At 71.7% G+C, this 18509-nt stretch carries 19 protein-coding genes; 7 read left to right on the top strand and 12 right to left on the bottom strand.

What is annotated here, in order from left to right; all coding sequences use genetic code 11:
- On the bottom strand, window positions 1-1157 hold a 1157-nt coding region (locus E1294_RS23840; RefSeq protein ID WP_132511667.1), incomplete at its 3' end, for a serine/threonine-protein kinase.
- Between the two features lie 171 nt (window positions 1158-1328).
- Here E1294_RS23840 and E1294_RS23835 point away from each other — a divergent pair.
- Both E1294_RS23835 and E1294_RS23830 read left to right on the top strand, forming a co-directional pair.
- Window positions 1329-1934 (top strand): cysteine hydrolase family protein, encoded by a 606-nt coding sequence (locus tag E1294_RS23835; protein WP_246083226.1) that lies wholly within the window; start codon window positions 1329-1331, stop codon window positions 1932-1934.
- Window positions 1934-2671, top strand: coding sequence for an SDR family NAD(P)-dependent oxidoreductase (locus E1294_RS23830; protein ID WP_132511665.1), 738 nt, complete (start codon window positions 1934-1936; stop codon window positions 2669-2671). Before E1294_RS23835 ends, E1294_RS23830 begins: the two co-directional genes overlap by 1 nt.
- A gap of 12 nt (window positions 2672-2683) precedes the next feature.
- Here E1294_RS23830 and E1294_RS23825 read toward each other — a convergent pair whose 3' ends face one another.
- A complete protein-coding gene (locus E1294_RS23825) occupies window positions 2684-3853 on the bottom strand; it encodes a serine hydrolase domain-containing protein (protein ID WP_132511663.1) in 1170 nt (389 codons plus the stop codon).
- A 27-nt stretch (window positions 3854-3880) separates the two neighbouring features.
- Between E1294_RS23825 and E1294_RS23820 the strand changes: the two genes are divergently transcribed.
- Entirely contained in the window at window positions 3881-4789 is a 909-nt protein-coding gene (locus E1294_RS23820) for a cyclase family protein (RefSeq protein ID WP_132511661.1), read from the top strand.
- A 20-nt stretch (window positions 4790-4809) separates the two neighbouring features.
- Here the strand turns inward: E1294_RS23820 and E1294_RS23815 are convergent, their stop codons facing one another.
- From E1294_RS23815 to E1294_RS23805, 3 genes are read right to left on the bottom strand one after another with little or no spacing between them, the layout of a single operon-like run.
- The gene (locus E1294_RS23815; RefSeq protein WP_132511659.1) at window positions 4810-5973 is read right to left on the bottom strand and encodes a cytochrome P450; all 1164 of its coding nucleotides are present in this window, start codon (window positions 5971-5973) and stop codon (window positions 4810-4812) included.
- 49 nt (window positions 5974-6022) lie between these two features.
- A complete protein-coding gene (locus E1294_RS23810) occupies window positions 6023-7516 on the bottom strand; it encodes an AMP-binding protein (RefSeq protein ID WP_181958542.1) in 1494 nt (497 codons plus the stop codon).
- The gene (locus tag E1294_RS23805; RefSeq protein ID WP_132511657.1) at window positions 7516-8577 is read right to left on the bottom strand and encodes an LLM class flavin-dependent oxidoreductase; all 1062 of its coding nucleotides are present in this window, start codon (window positions 8575-8577) and stop codon (window positions 7516-7518) included. Before E1294_RS23805 ends, E1294_RS23810 begins: the two co-directional genes overlap by 1 nt.
- A 256-nt stretch (window positions 8578-8833) precedes the next feature.
- Here E1294_RS23805 and E1294_RS58155 point away from each other — a divergent pair, with 256 nt between their 5' ends.
- The gene (locus E1294_RS58155; protein WP_220447905.1) at window positions 8834-9259 is read left to right on the top strand and encodes an ROK family protein; all 426 of its coding nucleotides are present in this window, start codon (window positions 8834-8836) and stop codon (window positions 9257-9259) included.
- On the top strand, window positions 9160-9462 hold the full coding sequence (locus E1294_RS54700) for a hypothetical protein (protein WP_220447907.1): 303 nt from the start codon (window positions 9160-9162) through the stop codon (window positions 9460-9462). Before E1294_RS58155 ends, E1294_RS54700 begins: the two co-directional genes overlap by 100 nt.
- Here the strand turns inward: E1294_RS54700 and E1294_RS23795 are convergent.
- From E1294_RS23795 to E1294_RS23775, 5 genes are all read right to left on the bottom strand, one after another.
- Window positions 9446-10576, bottom strand: a complete 1131-nt coding sequence (locus E1294_RS23795; protein ID WP_246083224.1) for a M20 family metallopeptidase — start codon at window positions 10574-10576, stop codon at window positions 9446-9448. The genes E1294_RS54700 and E1294_RS23795 overlap by 17 nt on opposite strands.
- A gap of 150 nt (window positions 10577-10726) precedes the next feature.
- On the bottom strand, window positions 10727-12172 hold the full coding sequence (locus E1294_RS23790) for an ATP-binding protein (RefSeq protein WP_132511655.1): 1446 nt from the start codon (window positions 12170-12172) through the stop codon (window positions 10727-10729).
- On the bottom strand, window positions 12169-13818 hold the full coding sequence (locus E1294_RS23785) for an NAD(P)/FAD-dependent oxidoreductase (RefSeq protein WP_132511653.1): 1650 nt from the start codon (window positions 13816-13818) through the stop codon (window positions 12169-12171). Before E1294_RS23785 ends, E1294_RS23790 begins: the two co-directional genes overlap by 4 nt.
- A 129-nt stretch (window positions 13819-13947) precedes the next feature.
- Entirely contained in the window at window positions 13948-14709 is a 762-nt protein-coding gene (locus E1294_RS23780; protein WP_132511651.1) for an SDR family NAD(P)-dependent oxidoreductase, read from the bottom strand.
- Between the two features lie 48 nt (window positions 14710-14757).
- Entirely contained in the window at window positions 14758-15708 is a 951-nt protein-coding gene (locus tag E1294_RS23775) for an RNA polymerase sigma-70 factor (protein ID WP_246083223.1), read from the bottom strand.
- A 38-nt stretch (window positions 15709-15746) separates the two neighbouring features.
- Here E1294_RS23775 and E1294_RS23770 point away from each other — a divergent pair, with 38 nt between their 5' ends.
- A complete protein-coding gene (locus tag E1294_RS23770; protein ID WP_132511647.1) occupies window positions 15747-16421 on the top strand; it encodes a ThuA domain-containing protein in 675 nt (224 codons plus the stop codon).
- A gap of 51 nt (window positions 16422-16472) precedes the next feature.
- Entirely contained in the window at window positions 16473-17372 is a 900-nt protein-coding gene (locus tag E1294_RS23765) for a hypothetical protein (protein ID WP_132511645.1), read from the top strand.
- Between the two features lie 15 nt (window positions 17373-17387).
- On the opposite strand, the gene E1294_RS23760 is transcribed toward E1294_RS23765, so the two are convergent.
- Both E1294_RS23760 and E1294_RS23755 read right to left on the bottom strand, forming a co-directional pair.
- The gene (locus E1294_RS23760; RefSeq protein ID WP_132511643.1) at window positions 17388-17765 is read right to left on the bottom strand and encodes an ectoine synthase; all 378 of its coding nucleotides are present in this window, start codon (window positions 17763-17765) and stop codon (window positions 17388-17390) included.
- Between the two features lie 16 nt (window positions 17766-17781).
- Window positions 17782-18414, bottom strand: a complete 633-nt coding sequence (locus E1294_RS23755; RefSeq protein ID WP_132511641.1) for a flavodoxin family protein — start codon at window positions 18412-18414, stop codon at window positions 17782-17784.
- Window positions 18415-18509 lie beyond the last annotated feature (95 nt).

Raw genomic sequence — 18509 nt, 5'->3', positions numbered from 1 at the left:
GGCGTCGGCCCGGCGGTCGTGCGCCGGGGGGCGGCGGACGTCCTGGTCGGGCCGGCCGTGGTGGCGTCGGCCTGGGTCGGTTCCGGCTCGCTCTGCGTCTCGGGCGGCGGCATGAGGATCGCCCCCGGTCCGGGGGACAGCCGGCCGCCCGACATCATGATCGTGATCGACACGGCGACCACCGTCGCGCCGGCCACCCACAGGTGCGGCGGCAACCGGGGCACCCTCGGCATGCGGTCGCGGATGCGGGACGCGGCCGTCGCGGCCTGGTCGGTCCTGGCCAGCGGGAAGCGGAGGGCGAGCAGCGTGGCCAGCTCGGCGAGGTGGCGGCGCCCGCGCTTCTCCCAGTCGGGGCCGTACCCGGCGACGGCGTCCTCCTCCAGCTCCGCCGCGAAGTGCCGGGCGGAGGCGTACCGGAGCGCGGGGTCCTTGGCGAGCCCCCGCCTGAGCAGGTCGCGCAGCGTGTCGGGGGCGACCTCCACGGGCACCGGCTCCACCAGATGTTTGTCGCGCAGCGCGGGCACGTCCAGCCCGCCGTCGTCGCCCTCCTTGTACGCCCGGTAGGGGGGCCGCCCTCTGGCCGCCTCGAACAGGACGCACGCGGCCGCGTACACGTCCGCCGGCGGGCCCGCCCTGCCCTGGGTCCACAGTTCGGGCGCCATGTACTCGGGGCTGCCGGCGGGCACGCCCGGCTCCTCGGCGTGCACCACGACGCCGAAGTCCGCCAGCTTGGTGGTGCCGTCGGCCTGGACGAGGATGTTGTCCGGCTTGACGTCGCGGTGCGGCACGCCCCGCTCGTGGGCGGCGGCCAGGGCCAGCAGCGTGCTCTTCACCACGGCCAGGGCCGCCTCCGGGCTGGTCCTGTGGTGCTCGGCCAGCAGGGTGCGCAGCGTTACGCCGTCCACCAGCTCCATGACGATGGCGGCCCTGCTCTGCGTTTCGACGTACTCGTAGAGCTTGACCACGTTCGGGTCGTCGATCTCGACGAGTTCGTGGGTGTCCGTCCGGTAGCGGTCCATGAACTCGGTGTCCCGGCGCAGCGTGGCGTTCAGGTATTTGATCGCGACGTAGGCGCCGGTCTGCTGGTAGGTGGCGAGGAACACGCGGCCGGTACGGCCGGCGCCGAGCTGGCGCACTTCACGGTAACCAGGGACCAAGTCCTACCCCCATCAGGCAGCCGTCTTCGGTTTGACGGTCTCACCCGGGGTTCCGGTTGTCACGAGTCCAGAAATTTCGCCCAGCGTCAATCGGGGATGACGGGGGTGGCAGGTGTTATGCTGGTCGACGTTACCAAGCAAGCGCTCGGCTAAGTCATGCGGAGGTAGCCGGTGGAGCGGGTAGCCGTGCTGGTGATGGAGATGCAGCGGGGCGTCGTCGGCGATCTCACGAAATTTCCAGATCTGGTGGATGCGTGCATCCGGCACGACGTCGTGGCCAACGCCGCCCGCCTCCTCCACGCGGCCAGGGCGGTCGCGATCCCGGTCATCCACTGCACGGCCGCCTTCCGCCCCGACCGGGCCGGCTCCCACACGGGCAACTGCCCGTTCATCGTGTCCCTGCTCAACGACCCCGGGCACATGCTGGACAGCACGCCCGCCATCGAGATCATCCCCGAGCTGCGGGACGGCGGCGACCTGGAGAGCCGGCGCTACCACGGCTTCTCCCCGTTCACCGGCACCTCGCTCGACATGACGTTGCGCTCGATGGGCGTCACCGCCGTCGTCGCGGCCGGGGTCTCGCTCAACCTGGGCATCCCCGGGCTGGCCCTGGAGGCGGTCAACCTGGGTTACCGGGTGACGGTGGTCAAGGACGCGGTGGCGGGCATTCCCGACGACTACGCGCGGGCCGTGATGAAGCACACGATCGGCCTGCTCGCCATCCGCACCGCCGCGGCGGACCTGGCCGCGGCATGGACAGGACGGACGCTTACCTGATGGACGGGCTGCGCCTGGACGGGCGCGTGGCGGTGGTGACCGGGGGAGCGGGCGCGATCGGCGCGGCCATCGCCGCCGACCTGACCGCGCTCGGCGCCCGCGTGGTGGTCGCCGACGTGGACCTGCCGAACGCCGGGAAGGTCGCCTCGGCCCTCCCCGGCGCACGGGCGCTGGCCGTCGACCTGGCCGCACCCCCGTCCGTCGAGGCGTTCGGCGGTGCCGTGGGGCCGGTGGACATCCTGGTGCACAGCGCCGGGGTGTCGGTCGTGCAGCCGTTCACCGAGAGCGACCTCGCGAGCTGGGACCTCATGTGGCAGGTCAACCTGCGCGGGCCGATGTTGCTCACCAAGCTCCTGCTGCCCGGCATGCTGGACCGAGGCTGGGGACGGCTGGTGTTCGTCTCCTCCGACGGCGCCAGGGCCGGCTCAGGAGGCGAAGGCGCGTACGCGGCCACGAAGGCGGGGCTGTTCGGGCTGGCCAAGACGCTCGCCCGCGAGGCCGCGAGAGCCCAGGTCACCTCCAACGTCGTCTGCCCAGGACCCACCGACACGCCCATGCTGCGGAAGGTGTCAGAGGCCGATCCAGGGCTCGTCGGCAAGATCGCGCGCGGCATCCCGCTGCGCCGCCTCGGCACGCCCGCCGACGTGGCGGGCCTGGTCGCCTACCTGTGCACGGATCGTGCCGCCTACATCACCGGGCAGATCCTGTCGGTGAGCGGCGGCGTGACCATGCACTGAGCCCCCATGCGGTCACAGGGCTCGGTAGACGGCCTCCACCAGGCGGATGCCGCGCAGGTTGCCGGAGAGCGCGGCGGCCATCCTGTTCATGACGTAGCCGACGGCCAGGCCGCGCTCGGGGTCGCCCAAGCCGATGAAGCCCCCCATGCCGGTGTGGCCGAAAGCGGTCTCCGACGGCACGAAGAACGTCAACGACGGCCGCATGAAGCCGAGCCCGAACGAGGTGTCCAGGAGCAGCACCCGGTCGGGGCCGCTCACGCGCGGACGTACGGCCTCACGCAGCGCGCCGGAAGGCAGGAGCTCGCCGGCGATCAGCGCCCGGTAGAACCCGGCCAGCCCCCGCGCGGTGGCGACGGCACCGGCCGCCGGCCATCCGGCGCGCAGGATGACCGGATGGTTCGCGCCGCCCTTGAGCAGGTGCATGCCGGGGTTGCCGAGCGCCCGGTTCATCAGGCTCTGCGGGTCCTGTGCCGCCCTGGCCATCTCGGCCAGCACGTCCCGCGCCCGCCCGCCCGGCGCGGCTTCGGTGGGTGCGGGGGCCTGGCCCGGCTGCGCGCGTTCGCCGGCCCGGAGCCGGGCCGTACGCGCGATCACGGTGTCCGGCGCCCCCACCCAGAGCTCCAGTCCCAGAGGGCGGGCGATCTCGGCGGCGACCAGATCCCCGACGGTCTTGCCCGTCACCCGCCTGATCACCTCGCCCAGCAGGAACCCGTAGGTCAGCGCGTGGTAGCCGTGCGCCCTCCCCGGCTCCCACAGGGGCGCCTGGGCGGCGAGCCGGGCCGCGATCACCGCGTGGTCCTCGAATTCCTCCACCGGCACCGGCTCCTCGATCACCGGCAGCCCGCTCTGGTGGGTGAGCACCTGCTCGACGGTGATGGCCGCCTTGCCCTCGGCGGCGAACTCGGGCCACACGTCGGCGACCGGCGCGGTGACGTCCACCTGGCCCCGCTCCGCCAGTTGCAGCAGCACGGTGGCGGTGACCGCCTTCGTGCAGGAGTAGACGAACGCGGGTGTGTCCTCCTGCCAGGGCCGCCCGGTGTGCCGGTCGGCGACCCCGCCCCACAGGTCGACGACCAGCTCGCCGTCCAGATAGACGGCCAGGGCGCCGCCCAGCTCCTCGCCGTCGGAGAAGTGCCGCTCGAAGACCTCGCGTACGCCGGAGAACCGGGGCTCGCAGTGCATCAGACCTCCGCGGAGAAAGGGAGCTCAGTGGTAGACGAGCCTAACAACTGGGGACGATTCGGCCCAGATGATCAGCGTGGCACTCTCAACCTCCTCACCCCCGCCGTGGTGCTCGAAGCGCTGCGCAGCGCCACCACGGGCGAGGTGCTGAGCCTGGCCATGCCGATCAGGGGCGCCACCTCCTCGCCCGCGCCCACGACGGTCCCGCATCTGCCCGGGCGCCCGCTGCCGCAGCACTTCATGTCCGTGGACGGCGGTGACTACGCGGCGGGGGCGCGGCCGATCGGCGAGGGCCTGCGCGTGGCCGACGACGCGCTGCTCGTGACCCACCACGGCACCACGACCCACATGGACGCGCTGTGCCACATGTGGTCGGGCGACGAGCTCTACAACGGCCACCCCGCGGCCAGGGTGCGCTCCTACGGCGCGACCCGGTGCGGCATCGAGCGGGTGGGCGGGGTGGTCGCCAGGGGTGTGTTGTTCGACGTGCCCCGCCACCTCGGCCTGGACCACCTGCCGGCCGATCAGCGGATCACGGCCGGCCTGCTGGCGGACATCGCCACACCGCGGCCGGGGGACGTCGCGGTGATCCGTACGGGCTGGCCCCAGGTGTGGGAACGGTCGCGCGAGGAGTACTGGTCGGGCCAGCCGGGACTGTCGGCCCCGGCGGGCCGGTGGCTGGCCGCGCACGACGTCGCGGCGGTCGCCGCGGACAACGCCGCGATCGGCGGGCTCGACGCGCGCGGGCGCGCCGAGGAAGGACTCGCCGACGACCTGCACCTCATTCTCCTCCACCGGCACGGTGTCCACCTGATCGAGATGCTCTGGCTGGAGGAGCTGGGCGCGGCCGGGCGTACGGAGTTCGTGTTCGTGGCGGCGCCGCTCAGGATCGAGGGCGGCACCGGCAGCCCGCTCACCCCGCTGGCCATCCTGTGACCGCCCGCCCGCGTCGAGCGTCAGCCCGTGGGCCAGGTGACGGGCAGGCTGGTGACGCCGTACACCGTGGCGTCGTGCGGCAGCGGCACCTCGGCCGCGGGGACGGCCAGCCGCAGCCCGGGGAAGCGCGCGAACAGGGCGCGGTAGCCGATGCGCAGCTCGATCCTGGCCAGCTGCTGCCCGAGACACTGGTGCACGCCGTGGCCGAACGCCAGGTGCCGGCGTGGCGTCCGGCTCGAGGCGCCACGGTCGATCCGGAGCGCTTCCGGGTCGTCGTGGACGGACGGGTCGCGGTTGACGACGGGGAGGGACACGGCGACGGTCTCGCCCTTCCTGACCAGCTCGCCCGCGACCTCGACGTCCTCCAGCGCGGTACGGAGCGGCGCGCCCAGGTGCAGGACCGACAACCAGCGCAGCAACTCCTCGACGGCGTCGTCCGAGTCCTCGTCGAGAGGAGCGCCGTGTTCCAGGAGCGCGAACACGCCGAGGGCCAGCATGTTGGCGGTGGTCTCGTGGCCGGCGACGAGCAGGAGCAGGGCGACGTTGGCCAGCTCCTCGTCCGTCAGGTCGGTGATGAGGCCGCTGATCAGGTCGTCGCCGGGCGCCGAGCGCTTGCGCCGTACCTGCTCGCGCAGGTAGGCGGTCAGGTCGCCGACAGCCGCGGGGTCGCCGCCGGGGATGACGAGCTGGGAGCTGCGTTCCTGGAAGAAATCATGGTCGGCGTACGGCACTCCGAGCAGCTCGCAGATGACCATGGACGGGATCGGCAGCGCGTACGCCGGTACGAGGTCGGCAGGCGGCCCGGCCGCGGTCATGGCGTCGAGACGGCCCGCGGCGATCTGCTCGATGCGCGGCTCCAGCAGGCGCATCCTGCGCACCGTGAACTGGCCGGTGAGCAGCCGGCGGTAGCGGGTGTGCTCGGGCGGGTCCATGCTGCCGAAGAAGCCTGGCGGGGCCGCCTGGCCGGGTCCGCCAGGACGTGAGGAGTGCGTGACGACGTGCTTGATCTCCTGGCGGGCGCTGAACCTCGGGTCGCCCAGCACGGTGCGGGCCGCGGCGGCGGTGGCGGCCAGCCAGCCGAGGTGGCCGTCGGCGAACTCCAGCCGGCTCATCGCCGGCAGCCCGCGGAGCTCGGCGGGCGGGTCGAAGGGGCGTTCCGGGTGACGTTCGGTGGGAAGTCTCATAAATATGAGAGTATGCCATCAAATTCGAGTGTTCTCGCAATTGCGGGAGTCAGTGACCCGGGTAGCCTCCGCCGCCGTGCGCGGCGTCCAGAGCGTCATAGTCGGGGGTGGGGCCGCGTTTCGGGATCTCGTCGACGAAGACGACCTCTCGCGGCTTCTTGTACGACGCCAGCAACGCCTGGACGTGCCCGATGAGCTCGTCGCCCGTCACCGTCCCGCCCGGGTGGAGCACGACGACGGCCTTGACCGCCTGGTGCCAGACCGGGTCGGGCACCCCGATGACGGCGGCGGCGGCCACCGCGGGATGTGACGCGAGCGCCCGTTCCACCTCGGCGGGGTAGATGTTCTCGGCCCCTGATTTGATCATGCGGAGCTTGGGGCCGATGAAGGTGACGGTGCCGTCGAGCTCGCGGCGGCCGAGGTCGCCGGTGTGGTGCCAGCCGTACGCCGACTTGGCTGCATTTAAGTCGGGACGGGCGAAATATCCGGAAAAGAGAGTTTTACCCCGCGCGCAGATCTCCCCGACCTCGCCCACCGGCACCTCGGCGCCGTCCGGCGCCAGCAACCGTACCTGGACCAGCGGGTTCGGACGCCCCGCGAAACCCGCGCCGCCCTCGGCCAGCCCCAGGAACGTGAGCATCCCGCCCACCTCCGTCTGCCCGTACCCGCCCATCTTCGACCGGCACCAGGGCGAGCCGTCCACGGTGATCATGTCGTCCCACTCGGCCGTGTGGGCGACGAAGCGCAGGGACGACAGGTCGTACGCACCGTCCGCGTTCGCCTTCGCGACGGCGTCGATCATCGGCCCGAACAGGAACGCCTGCGTCACCCGTTCGGCGTCGACCAGCCGGCACACCTCCTCGGCGTCGAACGCGGGGGTGAAGACGTTCGTGCCGCCGATCTGGAACGTGGCCAGGCAGAACATCATCGTGCCCACGTGATAGAGCGGGCCGCTGTTGAGGAAGGTGAAGCCGGGCTCCATCTGCCGGACGACGAGCAGCGAGGCCGCGTGGGCGATGAGCGCGGCGCTGCCGAGCAGGGCGGCGCAGGGCCGGCCGCCGAACGCCGCGGTGTAGAGGGCCAGAACCGGTTCGGCGTCCGCCACCTGGGGGAACTCCTGCGGGCTCGCGTCCGCGATCAGCCGCTCGTACGCCTCGCCTGACTGTACCCACGTCCCCGAGCCTGAGCCGCGCAGGGCGGCCGTCGTGTCCGACGGCTCCCAGACGACGACCGACGGGGTCAGGTCGGCCAGCACGAACCGCAGCTCGTCCTCCGACTGCCGCCAGTTGGCCGGGCAGCACACCGCGCCCAGGCGCGAGCAGGCCAGCAGCAGCTCCAGCACCGCGTGGGAGTTCTGGCCCAGCCACAACACCCGGTCGCCGCCGCCGACCCCCAGCCCGGCCAGGGCGCCGGCCAGGCGGGTCACGCGGGCGTCGAGCTCCGGGTACGTCAGCCGCGTCGAGCCGTCCACCACCGCGGTGACCCCTGGGCGGCTGCGGGCGTGGTCGGCGAGGACGTCCGACAGGGACAGGCTGTGGATCATCAGAACCTCCGGAACGCGGGCATCACTTCGGCGGCGAAGAACCGCATGACGCGCTTCATCTCCTCCAGCGGCATCGGCCGGGTGCTGCCGAAGTCGCACAGCAGGTTCGTGAAGCCGGCGTCCCTGAGCAGCGTGATCTGCTCGATCACCCGTGCCGGGTCCCCGATGACCTCCAGCTGCTCCCAGCGGAAGCCGGCCGACACGGAGCCGCCCTTGAGATAGCGGTCCTGGTAGTACTCGAAGCCCTGGGCGGCGCGGCCGGTCTTCGGGTCGATGGGGGCGCTGCGCTCGTTGAAGATGCGCGACCGGTCGAACGACGCCTCGAAGCGTTCCTGGTCCGCGCGGGCCTGCTCCAGGGTCGGGGCCACGTACACGCTGCGCGCCACCACCAGCTCGGCCCCGTCCGGGTGGCCGGCCCGCGCGGCCGTCTCCCGCCAGGTCCCGGCCGCCGCGCAGACCTTGCGGAACGTCGCCGCGGGGTCGGCCAGGATAGGCAGCCCACGCTCGGCGTACATGGTGACGGTCTCGGGCGAGACGGCCGCGACGTGCAGCGGCGGGTGGGGTGTCTGCAGTGGTCTGGGCACGAGCGAGACCTCGGCGCCGGTCCGGTAGAACTTCCCCTCGTGCTGGTACGCCTCCCGCGTCCAGAGCCCGACGATCACCTCAAGCGCCTCGTTGAACCGGTCGCGGGCCTCCGCCAGGTCGATCCCGAACCCCTCGAACTCGACGCTCTGGTATCCGCGCCCGATCCCCAGGTCCAGCCGCCCTCCGGAGAGCACGTCCACCTGCGCGGCCTCCTCGGCCACGTGGATCGGGTCGTGCAGGGGCAGCACCACGATGCCGGTGCCCAGCCTGAGGCGAGTGGTGCGGGCGGCGGCGTGGGCGAGCATGGTGAACAGGTTCGGGACGACGCCGTAGTCGCGGAAGTGGTGCTCGGCCAGCCGTACCCCGTCGAACCCCAGCTCCTCGGCCAGCTCGATGAGCTCCAGGTGGTGGTCGTAGACGTCCTTGAAGCTCTGGCCGTCGAAGCGGTGGAAGAGGTGGAAGGTCGAGAACTTCATGCGGCGGCCCCTCAGCGATAAACCAAGCGCTCGCTTGGGAGCGTATACGCGAGAGGCCGCCGCAGTCCAGGCCGGGAGCCTCGCGGCCCGCGTCCCGGCGCCGGGTCGCCGGTCAGCGGGCGCTGAGTGCTCCTTCTTGCGAGGGGTGGACGCGGGCGCGGGCCGCAGAACGGGGGCCAGCAGGGTGAGCAGTGCCACCACACCGGTGATCATGACGAACGCGGCCGGGTAGGACAGCCAGTCCGCGACCCACCCGATGACGGCGGGCGCGCCGGGGCTGGTCGACCCGCGCACCGGAGAGCTGGGGTCCGGCAACGAGGTGCCCGGGTGGCGGCCGGGGCTGATCTCCTCGCTGGGCCGGCGCCTGGGGGTGCCGGTGCTCCTGGAGAACGAGGTCGACCTCGCCGCCGTCGCCGAGCTCCGCACGGGAGCGGCGCAGGGAAGCGAGGACTTCGTCCTGCTCTGGCTGGGCGACGCGACGGGCGCGGCGGTCGTGCTCGGCGGCAGGCTCCGGCGAGGGGCGTCGGGTGGCGCGGGAGAGATCGGCTTCCTGGACTGGGGGGCACCGACTTCTGCCACCTCGTGTCGGCCGAGGCCGTCCAGGGGCTCGACCGCGCCGAGCTGGCCGCGCGCATCGCCAAGGGTGCCTTCGCCTGCGTCGCCATCCTCGACCCGGGGCTGATCGTGCTCGGCGGCGAGCTGGGACAGCAAGGCGGTGACGCGCTGGCGGAGCAGGCGGCCGAGCATCTGCGGGCCATGTCACCGGCGCCCACCGAGATCCGCGCCACCACGGTCAAGGGCGACGCGGTGCTTCACGGAGCCGTGCTCACGGCGCTCGACCGCGCCCGTGACAACGTTTTCAGCGCGGTCACGCCAGAGCGCTGACCAGGCCGATCGCCAGCGCCGTCCGGTCGGGGATGTGCTCCACGAGCACGTGCTCGTGCCGCGCGTGGGCCCCGTCGCCGATCGCCCCCATGCCGTCCAGCACCGGGCGCCCGAGCGCGGCGACGATGTTGCCGTCGCTGGCGCCGCCGACCGCAGCCTCGTCCAGCAGCCATCCGAAGCCGGCCGCCACCTCCTGCGCCTCCTTGAACAGCCGCTGGGAGGCCGGGTTGGGCGTCATGGGCGGCCGGTTCCACTCGCCGGTCGACGAGATCGACACCCTCGGGTCCGACACCGTCAGCAGGGCGAACACCTCGTCGATCCGCTCCATCTCCGCGGGATCGCTCACGCGTACGTCCACGCCGCAGGTCGCCCGCCCGGCCGCGACGTTGCGGCCGGTGCCGCCGCCGATCAGGCCGACGTTGACCGTGGTGCCGCGCTCGGGCGAACCCGCCGCGGCCAGCGTGGTGACGACCTCGGCCAGCGCGTGGATCGCGCTCGCCCCCGCGTACGGGTCGAGCCCCGCGTGCGCCTCCACTCCGGTGGCGCTCACGTTGAACAGCCCCACGCCCTTGCGCGCGGTCTTGAGCGCGCCGTCCATGGACGCCTCGAAGACCAGGGTGGCCAGCGCGTCGATGCCGGCCGCCTCGATGTGCTCGCGCGAGGCCGGGCTGCCGATCTCCTCGTCCCCGTTGAACAGGTAGCGCACGCTCGGGTGCGGCAGGCCCAGCTCCCGCAGCCCGCGCAGCGTCCAGATCGACTGCACGAGCCCCGTCTTCATGTCGAACACGCCGGGCCCCGTGGCCTTGCCGTCCACCACCGCGAACGGCCAGGACCGCAGCGTCCCCGTCGGCCAGACGGTGTCGTAGTGGCAGAGCATGAGCACCGTGCCCGGGACGCTGCCCTGGTAGGTGAGCTCCAGGATGTCGCCGTGCTGCCCGCCCTCGTGCAAGATCTCGTCGTCGGGTGTCCCGAGCCGTCCGACGGCTCTGGCTCGGATCTCGCGCAGACCCTTGACCAGCATGGCCTTGTCGTAGCTGTGGGTCTCCAGCTCCACCACGGCCTTCAGGTCGTCGAGCATGGCCGGTAGGGCCCGCCGGGTCCAGTCGATGATCAAGACGAGAATCCTTCCGAGGGCTGCCGGGAAAGGGGCGTGGCCACGGGCATGCCCCTTTCCGCATTACGATCAACCATTACACGGGGTCACGACTCATCATGACAAGTCGAGATTGCCGCTGGTTTCCGCATGCTCGCCGCGCACCCGGGCTCATACGGAAGGCTCAGGAACCGCCGCCGGCTCGCGCAGCGGCAGCCGTACCTCGAACCAGGTGTCGCCCGGCTTCGAGCGCACCTTGATCTCCCCGCCGTGCCGCCCGGCCACGATCCGGTAGGAGATGTCGAGACCCAGCCCGGTGCCCTCGCCCACGGTCTTCGTGGTGAAGAACGGCTCGAAGATCCGGTCCCTGATCGCCTCGGGGACGCCGGGCCCGGTGTCGCCGATCTCGACGATCGCCTCGTCCTCGTCGTGCGCGGTGCGGATGGTGAGCGTGCCCGACTCGCCCATGGCGTCGAGCGCGTTGTGCATCAGGTTGGTCCACACCTGGTTGAGCTCGCCCGCGTAGCAGGGGATCAGCGGCAGTGTGCGGTCGTAGTCGGTGACCACCGTGACGCCCGGCGGGATCTTGCCGCGGAAGATCGCGACCGTGCTGTCGAGCAGGTCGTGCACGTCGACCATCTGGAACGGCGCCCGGTCCATCTGGGAGTACTGCTTGGCCGAGCGGATCAGCGAGGTGATGCGCTCGGTCGCCTCGGTCACCTCGCTCAACATCTGCGAGATCTCGATCGCGTCGGCCAGCCAGCGCAGCGCGGCCGGGGTGTGCTCCTCGCCCACCTTGCCGCGGACCCTCTGCAGGTCGTCGCCGGAGAACCCGGCGTTGACCAGCGCCGGCGCCAGGTCCCACGCGTCCTCGACGCCCGCCTCGTCCAACTCCTCGCCGAGCGCGTCCTCGGCGTCGGAGATCTCCAGCGGCGAGCGCTGCTGCTTGCCCAGGGCTTCGGTGCAGTGCTCCTGGACCTCGACCAGCGTGCGGAGCTTGTCGGGCGCGATGCCGTCCTGGGCGAGCTGGGCGAGCTGCAACCGCGAGGTCCTGAGCAGCGTGCGCAGCTCGCTGACCGCGCGTACGGCGGCCGCGGCCGGGTTGTTCAGCTCATGGGTGAGCCCGGCCGTGATCGTGCCGAGCGCGGTGAGCCGCTGCCGCCGGTCGATGATCTCCCGCTGCATCCTGCCGCCCGACAGCAGGCCGTCGAGCAGGTGCATCGCCATGGGGAACCATTCGGCCACGATGTAGGCGAACTTCTTGGCCGGCAACATGAAGATCCGCGAGGGGGCCGTGGCCCGCAGCGTGTGCTGGTAGGTCCGCGGCGCCCGCTCGCCGAGGTAGGCCGAGGTGGCGCCGCCGTAGACGCCGGGCTGTGAGGTGCGGGGCATGGCGACGGTGCCGGCGCTGACCGTCTCGCTGATCATCTGCACCTCGCCCTCGATCAGCACCGCGAAGCACTCCGCCGGCTCGCCCTGCCGCAGGATGTCCTCGTCCTGCGCGTACGTCTGCACCGCGCCGCTGCCGGCGAGCTTGGTGAGCTGCTCGTCGGTCAGCCGCTCGAACAGGAAGAGTTTGCGCATCTCGTCAATGTCGATGCTCGTCTGTCGGCTCATTGCTTCTCCAGGTAACGGTGCACGAGCGCGACGGCCATCGCGCCCTCGCCGACGGCGGAGGCCACTCTCTTGATCGATTCGGCGCGTACGTCGCCCGCGGCCAGCACCCCTGGCACGTTCGTCTCCAGGTAGTACGGCTCGCGCCGCAGCGGCCAGTTGCGCGGCCGCCGTCCGCCCTGCACCAGGTCGGGCCCGGTCAGCACGAACCCCCGCGCGTCCCGCTCGATCGTCTCCCCGAGCCACGACGTGTACGGCTCGGCCCCGATGAACACGAACAACCACTGGGCGTCGACCGTGCGCTCCTCGCCCTTGGTCGACAGTGTCAGCCGCTCCAGGTGGTCGCTGCCGCCACCGCCGACGACCTCCGTCTGGAGGTGCACCTCGACGTTGGGCAGCGCGGCGATCTGCTCGATGAGGTAGTGAGACATGGACTTCTCCAAACCATCACTCCTCACCAACAAGTGGACCTTGCTCGCGAATCCCGACAGGTAGACGGCCGCCTGCCCGGCCGAGTTGGCCGCGCCCACGATGTAGACCTCGGTGTCCTTGCACGCCGGGGCCTCGGTCAGGGCCGCCCCGTAGAACACGCCCCGGCTCACGAACTCGTCGAGCCCCGGCGCCTCCAGCCGGCGATAGGTGACGCCGGTCGCCAGGATCACCGCGTGGGCCGCGATCTCCCCGCCGTCCCTGAACCCGATCACCCGCGCCTGCCCGCGCGGCTCCAGCATGGTCACCTTCCGGGCGGTCAGCAGCTCCGCCCCGAACTTGAGCGCCTGCCTGCGCGCCCGGTCGGCCAGCTGCTGGCCGGAGACGCCGTCGGGGAAACCCAGGTAGTTCTCGATGCGGGAGCTCTGGCCCGCCTGGCCGCCCGACGAGTACGCCTCGACCAGCACCGTGTTGAGCCCCTCCGACGCGCCGTAGACGGCCGCGCCGAGCCCGGCCGGCCCGCCGCCCACCACGATCAGGTCGTAGAAGTCGGTGGCCGGAGTGGTCGACAACCCCACCGCCGTGGCCAGCGCGGACTGGTCGGGAGACTCCAGCGTGGTGCCGTCGGCGGTCACCACCAGCGGCAGATGGCAGCCCTCGCCGGCCGCGCTCACCAGCTGCGCGCCCTCCGGGTCCTCGGCCAGCATCCACTGGTACGGCACGTGGTTGCGGGCCAGAAAGTCGCGCACCTTGTAGGACGGCGCGGACCACCGGTCGCCGACCACGCGCAGCTCCGACCGCTCAATCCTGTCGGTTCGCAACCAGGCGTCGAGCTGCCCGTCGATCACCGGGTAGAACTTCTCCTCCGGCGGATCCCACGGCTTGAGCAGATAGTGGTCGAGGTCGACCACGTTGATCGCCTGGATCGCGGCGTCGGTGTCGGCGTAGGCCGTCAGCAACACCCGGCGCGCGTACGGATAGAGGTCCATCGCGGCTTCGAGGAACTGCACGCCGTTCATCTGCGGCATGCGGTAGTCGGCCAGGATGGCCGCCACGTCGACGCCGCGCAGCCGCATCTCCTTGACCGCCTCGATGCCGTCCTTGGCCGCTTCGGCGCGGACGACCCGGTAGTTCTGACCATAGCGGCGCCTCAGATCACGGGCGACCGCCCGCGAGACGCCCGGGTCGTCGTCCACCGTCACGATGACCGGCTTCTCCATGCCGTTACGCCCCTGCCTTATCGCACTCCGTCCCTTAAGGGAAGGATGTCATGTGCTAAGCGGTGCCCGAGCACCCGCTCCGCCACGGCCGCGCAGCGCCGGCGAGCAGGCGTTTCGCGGCCGCGGCCGTCAGGCGATGACGTGGCTCTCCCCGCCGTCGACCAGCAGCGAGACCCCGTTCACGAACGACGCCCGCTCGCCGGCCAGGAACGCCACCACGTCGCCGACCTCCTCGGCGCGCCCGATGCGGCCGACCGGCACGGAATCGCCCCGCTGCCGCAGCGCCTCGTCGCCGCCCGCCAGCTCCCGCAGCCGCTCGGTCTCGATTGGGCCCGGCATCACGTTGTTGACCAGCACGCCGTCGCGGCCGACCTCGCGGGCGAGCGTGCGCACGACGCCGGCCACGGCCGAGCGGGTGGCGTTGGACAACGCCAGGCCGTCGATCGCCTCGCGGGCCGACCTGCTGGTGACCGTGACGATCCGGCCCCAGCCGCGGGAGCGCATCTCCGGCAGGACGGCGTGGATGAGGCGTACGGTGCCGAGCAGGTTGCGCTGGATCGCGACGTCCCACTCCTCCAGCCCCACCTCGTCGAACCGGCCGGCCGGCGGGCCGCCCGCGTTGGCCACGAGGATGTCGATCGGCCCGAGCACGTCGCGGGTCTCCTCGACGATCCGCCGGGCGGCCGCCGGGTCCTCCACGTCGGCCAGCACGGCGTGCACGACCTTGCCGTATTCCTGCAGCTCCACCACCGCGTCCGCGAGCCGTTCCGGGCTGCGGGCGCTGACGCAGACGTCGCAGCCTTCGCGCGCGAGACTCTTGGCCGCGGCGAGCCCGATTCCCGCGCTGCCTCCGGTGACGAGGGCGACCTTGCCCGAGATGCCGAGATCCATACGCGTGACTATAGGTCGTGCGGGCGCCCGGACGGGTGAGGCCGGGCGTCACATCTTGTGCACACGCACCAGCTTGTCCGGGTTCAGGACGGCGTAGATGTCCTTGATGCGGCCGTCGTGGACGTTCACCATCACGACCTGATCGCCTTCTTCCGACCGCGTCCAGTACGCCGGACTGCCGTTGACGTCCAGCAACCGCACGTCCGTGAAGGCGTAGCGGGTCACCAGCGCGGACAGGAGGGCCAGCACCTTGCGCCGGCCGGCGACCGGGCGCAGCGCCGCCTTGACCTTGCCGCCGCCGTCGTTCCACGAGACCACGTCCTCGTGGAACAGCTCGGTGAGCGCGTCCAGGTCGCCCCCCTTCGCCGCCTCCATGAACTTCACCAGCAGCCTGGTGTGGTCCTCCGTCGTCGGCTGGAACCTGTCGCGCCCCTGGGCGAGCCGCACGGACGCCCGGTGGTGCAACTGCCTGGCGTTGGCCACGGAGGATTCGACGATCTCCGCGATCTCGCCGTACGGCAGCTCGAACGCCTCCCGCAACACGAACACCGCCCGCTCCGGCGGCGAGAGCCGCTCCATCATGTGCAGGGTGGCGAAAGAGACGGTGTCGCGCAGCTCGGCCGTGTCCAGCGGGCCGGCCTCCGACGTCAGCACCGGCTCGGGCAGCCACGGCCCGGTGTAGGCCTCCCGCTTGGCTCGCGCGGAGCGTAGCTGGTCGAGGGCCAGCCGCGTGACCACGGTCACCAGGAACGCCCGCGGCTCCCTGATCTCGTCGTGGTCGGTGCCCTGCCAGCGCAGCCACGCCTCCTGTACGACGTCCTCGGCGTCCCACATGCTGCCGAGCAGGCGGTAGGCCAGCCCCAGCAGCATGGGGCGGTGCTCCTCGAAGTCCACGGTGGCATCATGCCGCGTCACCGCGCCGGGGTGCGTGCCGGGGCCGCCTGTGAGCCGCGAGCGGACGGTGACGCCCCCGGCCGGACGCCGGACGTGACGGTTCACGGGTGGCAATGCCGCGGCAAGCATGATGGGCTGGATGGGTGGCGAGAAATCTGATCCTCTCAGGAGGCCTGTTCCACGACTTCGCCGCCACGTCGGAGGTGCTCGCCGGGGTGCTCTCCGAGGTCGGGGTCGAGTCGGAGATCACCGAGGACATCGCGGGCGCGCTGAGCGAGCCGTCGGAGGTCCAGCTCATCACCGTCAACGCGCTGCGCTGGCAGATGGGCCACGACCGTTTCGCCGACCAGCGGGCCGCCTGGGCCTTCTCCTTACCGGCCGAGGCCCGCACCACCCTTCTCGACCACCTCGACCGGGGCGGCGGGCTGCTGTGCATGCACACCGCCTCGATCTGCTTCGACGACTGGCAGGGCTGGCCGCGGGTCCTGGGCGGCTGCTGGAGCTGGCCCAAGTCCCACCATCCGCCGCTGGGATGGACGGGCGTGCGGGTGCACGGTGGACATCCGGTGGTCGAGGGCCTGCGCGACTTCGACGTGGTCGACGAGGTCTACAGCGACCTCGACGTGCTGCCCGACGTCAGGCCGCTGGCCTCGTCGAACGGCCAGCCCCTCGTGTGGGCGCGGCCGGTCCGGCGTGGCCGGGTCTTCTACGACGCGCTGGGCCACGACACCAGGTCCTACGACAACGAGATCCACCGGACGCTCCTCCAGCGGGCGGCGTTGTGGCTGCTCAAGCGGCCGGTCACGATCCGCGAGTGATGTGTCCGGAACCTACAAGACCGCAGGCGGCGATCCGGGCACGATGACGGTATGAACGTGAATCTCTCCGCGATCCCCGGCTTCCTGGCCGGGCACGCGCGTGTCCTTGACCGCCGCCGCTACGACCTGCTGATGGGCGAGGGCGACGCCGCCTCCGTGCTGGCCGCCCTCGATGCCTACCGCAATCCCGACGGCGGCTACGGCTGGGGCCTGGAGCCCGACCTGCGCACCCCCGAGAGCCAGCCGGGGGCGGCGTTGCACGCTTTCGCGGTGTTCGGGGACGTCGCCGAGCACACAGCACCGCACACCGGGCCGGACGCCGCGGCGTTGTGCGACTGGCTGGACTCGGTGACGCTGCCCGACGGCGGGCTGCCGTTCTCGTTGCCGCTCACGGTCTCCGAGGCCAGCGCGCCCTGGTGGAGGGGCGGCGACCCGGCCGTCTCGTCCCTGCAGATCACCTCCGTGACCGCGGCCGCGGCCCACCACGTCGCCGCGCACGACCCGGCCGTCGCCGCGCATCCGTGGCTGGAGCGGGCCACACGTTACTGCCTCGACGCGATCCAGCGGCTGGAGGGCGTGCCGCACGCGTACGTGCTGCTGTTCTCCGTGCACTTCCTGGACGCCGTCCACGACAGCCGGCCGGAGGCCGCCGGGCTGCTCAAGCGGCTGGGCGGCCACATCCCCGCGGACGGGCGGGTGCCGGTCGAGGGCGGCACCGAGAACGAGGCGCTGCGGCCGCTCGACTTCGCGCCCCTCCCCGGCAGGCCGGCCCGCGGCCTGTTCGAGCCCGAGGTGATCGCCGCCGATCTCGTACGGCTGGCGGGGGAGCAGCAGGACGACGGCGGGTGGGTCGTCGACTACGCGCGCATCTCGCCCGCCGGGGCGCTCGACTGGCGCGGGGACGTCACGGTCGGCGCCGTGCGGACCCTGCGGGCCAACGGCATGGTGTAGGGAGCATGGGGTTCGTCAGAATCCGGAAGGGTGTCCCGGCGCGAGATCGTGGTTCTCGTCACCCTGGAGCGCGGGACGGAACACGCAGATGAGCCGCATCCCGCCGGCCGAGGTCAGGCGGTGTTCCTCGCCCGGGTCCGGCGCGTACAACGTGCCTGGGGCGATGGTGAACAACCCGTCGGCCGTCTCGACCCGGCCCTCGCCCTCGACGCAGTAGCAGGCTTCGCGATGCCGGTCGTAGCGGAGCAGGGTGGTCGTGCCCGGACGCACGCGGGTGTCGGTGAGCGTGTAGCCGCGTCCGTCCGTCGCGACGAGGAGGCGGCGGCTCGTGCCGTTGGTCCAGTCGACATCGTGCGCGGACCCCAGCACGTCGTGGAGTGTCCGGATGAGCATCGTGACTCCAGCGCGGTCAGGACGGCCACACCACACCGTTGCGCACGGTGTCGATGCGGTGGTCGCTCACGTGTCCTTCGAACAGGCGCGTTCCGAGACCGAACGCCTGGGCCAGCGGATCCGCCGGGTCACGCGCCACCTCCCCACGCGAGTTGGCGACACCGCGCACGACGCCGACCAGATCGTGGTGGAGGTAGCGGGCGAGCTCCTGCAACTGCGCGGTGACGCCGACCATCGAGCCAGGGTAGGTCTCCTCGGAGCTCACCACGACGGCCATCCGCTTGCCGGCCAGGCGCTGCGTGACGTCCGCGCTGTCGGGGTGGTCGGCCTTGATGTAGCAGAAGAGGCGGTCGATGAAGATCTTCAGCTGTCCGGCGATGCCGTACCAGTAGAGCGGGGTGGCGAGGACGAGCGCGTCGGCCGGGAGGACCTGCCGCCGCAGAAGCGTCTCGTAGCCGTCTCCGATCGAGCATGCTCCGTCCGCCTGCCGGCACGTGTGGCAGTCTCGCAGCGGCGCCGCGACCGCATCGGTCAGATCGGCGAGCTTGACCTCGTGCCCGCGGCTCGCCGCCCCCTCGAGGACGGTCTCCGCCAGCAGACGGGAGTTGCCGTCCTTGCGGGGGCTTGCGCTCAGGGCGAGTGCCTTCATGAACCGTGCACCCCTTCCTTCTCGGCTTCGGTGCTCGGCTCCCATGGTGCCGCCCCTGAACCGTGAAGACAATCAAATGATTACGGCCGGTAATG

This window comes from Nonomuraea diastatica (assembly GCF_004349015.1).
Classification (GTDB): domain Bacteria; phylum Actinomycetota; class Actinomycetes; order Streptosporangiales; family Streptosporangiaceae; genus Nonomuraea; species Nonomuraea diastatica.
The sequence above is the reverse complement of the archived record's forward strand: the minus strand, read 5'-3'. Positions and strand labels throughout refer to the sequence as shown.

Excerpts from the sequence above, each read along its gene's own strand:
- E1294_RS23825 (WP_132511663.1), bottom strand. The coding sequence starts at position 3,853 with ATGCACTGCGAGCCCCGGTTCTCCGGCGTACGCGAGGTCTTCGAGCGG.
- E1294_RS23830 (WP_132511665.1), top strand. The coding sequence starts at position 1,934 with ATGGACGGGCTGCGCCTGGACGGGCGCGTGGCGGTGGTGACCGGGGGA.
- E1294_RS23765 (WP_132511645.1), top strand. The coding sequence starts at position 16,473 with ATGAACGTGAATCTCTCCGCGATCCCCGGCTTCCTGGCCGGGCACGCG.
- E1294_RS23790 (WP_132511655.1), bottom strand. The coding sequence starts at position 12,172 with ATGAGCCGACAGACGAGCATCGACATTGACGAGATGCGCAAACTCTTC.
- E1294_RS23805 (WP_132511657.1), bottom strand. The coding sequence starts at position 8,577 with ATGAAGTTCTCGACCTTCCACCTCTTCCACCGCTTCGACGGCCAGAGC.
- E1294_RS23755 (WP_132511641.1), bottom strand. The coding sequence starts at position 18,414 with ATGAAGGCACTCGCCCTGAGCGCAAGCCCCCGCAAGGACGGCAACTCC.
- E1294_RS58155 (WP_220447905.1), top strand. The coding sequence starts at position 8,834 with ATGACGGCGGGCGCGCCGGGGCTGGTCGACCCGCGCACCGGAGAGCTG.
- E1294_RS23760 (WP_132511643.1), bottom strand. The coding sequence starts at position 17,765 with ATGCTCATCCGGACACTCCACGACGTGCTGGGGTCCGCGCACGATGTC.
- E1294_RS23780 (WP_132511651.1), bottom strand. The coding sequence starts at position 14,709 with ATGGATCTCGGCATCTCGGGCAAGGTCGCCCTCGTCACCGGAGGCAGC.
- E1294_RS23810 (WP_181958542.1), bottom strand. The coding sequence starts at position 7,516 with ATGATCCACAGCCTGTCCCTGTCGGACGTCCTCGCCGACCACGCCCGC.
- E1294_RS23785 (WP_132511653.1), bottom strand. The coding sequence starts at position 13,818 with ATGGAGAAGCCGGTCATCGTGACGGTGGACGACGACCCGGGCGTCTCG.
- E1294_RS23815 (WP_132511659.1), bottom strand. The coding sequence starts at position 5,973 with ATGAGACTTCCCACCGAACGTCACCCGGAACGCCCCTTCGACCCGCCC.